The organism is Paraburkholderia sp. BR14374 (assembly GCF_040948685.1).
Lineage (GTDB): Bacteria > Pseudomonadota > Gammaproteobacteria > Burkholderiales > Burkholderiaceae > Paraburkholderia > Paraburkholderia youngii.
The window spans coordinates 1-3,413 of sequence record NZ_JBFPKF010000078.1; the positions used below are offsets into that span (position 1 = coordinate 1).

1 pseudogene is annotated in these 3,413 nt (G+C 62.8%); it reads left to right on the top strand.

The features are described 5' to 3' along the window. Positions 1-128: 128 nt before the first annotated feature. A pseudogene (locus tag AB3X86_RS37880) lies at positions 129-3,074 on the top strand (acetoacetate--CoA ligase); the annotation flags it as partial. Positions 3,075-3,413 lie beyond the last annotated feature (339 nt).

Genomic DNA, 3,413 nt, shown 5'->3' on the forward strand with positions numbered 1-3,413 from the left:
TGTTCCAGAACCATTCGCACAGCCCGCTCACGAACTTCAGGCGAGTACCTTGGACACTTCTTCTTCGTGTTTTCCATAGCTCCATTTTCTCAAGAAGTGGAGCCTCCGGAAATCCCGGGGCGGTTCAGTTCTGGCAAGTCTTCGTGCAATGGTCTGAAGGTCTTGACTGGTCCGGCAGTCTCGAACCCGTGTGCGTCGGCGACGAATGCGAGCACGCACAGTTCTTCCCGGAACTCGAACTGAATTACGCCGACAACCTCTTGAGCTTGTCGGTAGCAAGGGCCGAGGCACCTGCGCTGACAGCCTGTCACGCCGATGGCCGGCGAGTGCATCTGACTCGCGGTGAGCTGCGCGATCGCGTATCGCGTCTCGCGCATGCACTCACGGAATTGGGACTGCGCCAGGGGGATCGCGTAGTGTGTGTGATGCGCAACGACGCTGAAGCGGTCGTCACTGCGCTGGCGGTCACCGCGCTCGGTGCAACGCTGTCGACGGCCGCACCGGAGATGGGTGTCGAGACGCTCCTCGATCGTTTCACACCGCTCTCGCCGCGCCTGCTGTTCGCGCACGCAGCGGCGCAGACTTTCGACACGGGCGTACCGGTCGCGACCAAGATCGGCGAGCTGGCGGCTGCTTTGCCGTCGCTGGAATGTATTGTCCGTCTCGACGATGGCGCCCTACCAGATGCGGTCAAGCAACGAATCTATTCGCTCGATGAACTGGTCGAGCACAGTGACGCCGCATCGTTCGAATGGCGGCGCTTCCCGTTTAACCACCCGCTTTTTGTCATGTTCTCGTCGGGCACCACCGGGAAGCCCAAGTGCATCGTGCACGGTGCGGGCGGCACTTTGCTGGAACACCTGAAGGAGCATCGGCTGCATAGCGATCTGCGGCCCGGCGACCGGATGTACTTCCATACCACCTGCGCATGGATGATGTGGAACTGGCAGTTGTCGGCGCTTGCGTCCGGCGTCGAAATCGTCACCTATGATGGCCCGATCTCGACGGTCGATACGCTATGGCGCCTTGTTGCCGACGAGCGCGCCACGGTGTTCGGCACAAGTCCCGCTTATCTGAAGATGAGCGAAGACGCTGGGCTGATGCCAGGGCGGCAGTTCAATCTAAGCGCCCTGCGCGCGATGATGTCGACGGCCGCAGTGCTGTTCGACCCACAGTTCACCTGGGTGCGTGATCACGTGAAGCCGCTGCCTTTGCAGTCGATTTCGGGCGGCACGGACATCATCGGCTGCTTTGTGCTAGGCAATCCCAACCTGCCGGTCTACGCAGGCGAAGCCCAATGCAAGAGTCTCGCGCTTGACATTCAGGCCCGCTCGCAGGGCGAGTCCGTCGACGGGATCGGCGAACTGGTGTGCGCGAACCCGTTTCCGTCACGTCCACTCGGCTTCTTCGGCGACACGGACGGCACCGTCTTTCACGCCGCCTATTTCGCGAGCAATCCGGGCGTCTGGACTCACGGCGATCTGATCGAGTTTTCGCCGCAAGGCACTGCGAGACTGCATGGCCGCACCGATGGCGTCCTGAACGTGCGCGGCGTCAACGTCGGGCCGGTCGAGATCTATCGCGTACTGGATGACATCGAGGAAATCCGCGACGCGATGGTCGTTCAGCAGTCGTTGCGCAATATGACGGTTGGCTCTTCGAACGCAGCCCCAACGGATCAGCGTACGGTGTTGATGCTCGTGCTGCGCGAAGGCTTCCAGCTGAACGCAGCGCTGGCCGCCCGTGTGCGCCGCGACCTTGCACGTCGCACATCTCCGGCGCACGTGCCCGACCGCATCATCGCCGTCGATGCGTTGCCGGTTACGCACAATGGCAAGCCGTCGGAAGCGGCCGCACGCAACGCGATCAGCGGCCTGCCGGTGCGCAACACGGCGGCGCTGCGCAATCCCGAGTGTCTGGACGCGATTCGGCGTCACCCGGCGCTGAACTCGGCAACGCGCGAACTGGCGCCGGTGGGCCGGTCCCGGGAGGATCTCGAACGGCACTTGCAGTCGCATTGGGAAAGACTGTTCGACATAGCTCCGATCGGTCGCGACGACAACTTCTTCCAACTAGGTGGCAATTCGTTGCTGGCGGCGAGATTACTTGCCAGTGTGAATGAGTCGACGGGGCGCACGCTGCCGCTCGCGACACTATTCATCGCACCGACCATTGCGCGCCTCGCCGCGGCAATCGACGAGCCCGGAGTGCCGCAATCTTCGCCGACGGTCGTACCGATACGAGCAGGCACGGGTACACCGCTCTTCCTGGTACACGGGGTGAGCGGCACCGTCATGGAATGCTCGGCGCTCATCGCGGCGATGCAGACGCCGCGCCCGATGTTCGGGCTGCAGGCACGAGGCCTCGACGGCGAGCAGCCGGCACAACGGCGCGTTCACGAAATCGCGGCCAGCTACATCGGACAGATGCGCAGCGTGCAGCCGACGGGACCCTACGCGGTGGCGGGCTACTCGTTCGGCGGATTGATTGCGGTCGAGATTGCGCAACAGCTAAGCCGCGCCGGCGAGCAAATGGAATTGCTGTGCCTGATCGATACCTATGCGCACGAGCGTTGCCTCCCGTGGCGGGCCTGGCTGCGGCACAACCGTGACTTCCTCGGCTGGCACTGGCGCAGGCTGCGCGCCGTCCCCAAGGCGCAACTTACGCACTACGTGAAGGACAGACTCGCGAATGTCGTAGATTATTTGCGCATGCGCAATGGACGCATGGCACACCGCCCAAATAGCCACAACGCGATGATGCCGCCGGCACTACGGACGGTGCGCGAGACGTTGCGGGTAGCGATGACGACGTATCGGCCAAGGCCCTATCACGCTGGACCGATCGTCTATGTGCACGCGACGTCCACCCTGTCGTACCGTAACAATCAGTTGACGCTGTGGCAGCACGTCGCTCGCGGCGGGCTGGATGTCGTCGATGTGTCTTGCGACCACTTCGAGATGATCGCCGAGCCGAATGTGCAGGTCGTGGCTGCGGCGTTGGATCGGCGCCTGGCCAGCAGCGACAAATCGCGATCCGGGTTTCCTCCGTTCGGAGGCGTCGCGTGCGCCTAGGCGATCGCTGGTCGCGATCCGCCGCGTGGCAGAGCGCGACCAGCACCAACCGTTTTCATCCGCGTTAACCAGATACCGGAAAGAGCGCTGCCTACGCTGTTTGATCCGATGACACGAGCGATCCTTCACAATCTAGCGGGGACTGCGACAGGCATGGGCCTTGGCCTCTACACTGCCGCTGCATTGCCAAGGCCCATCCGAGAACCATAGATTGAGGGTGACCCGGTTCGACGGACAGATCTGCAGTTGAGTTTAATGCGGTGTGGCACCTCCCGATAAGATCAAATTGCGGGTTGTCCACGGCCGGGCGGCGGGTCGCCTGTCACGACCACGACGCTG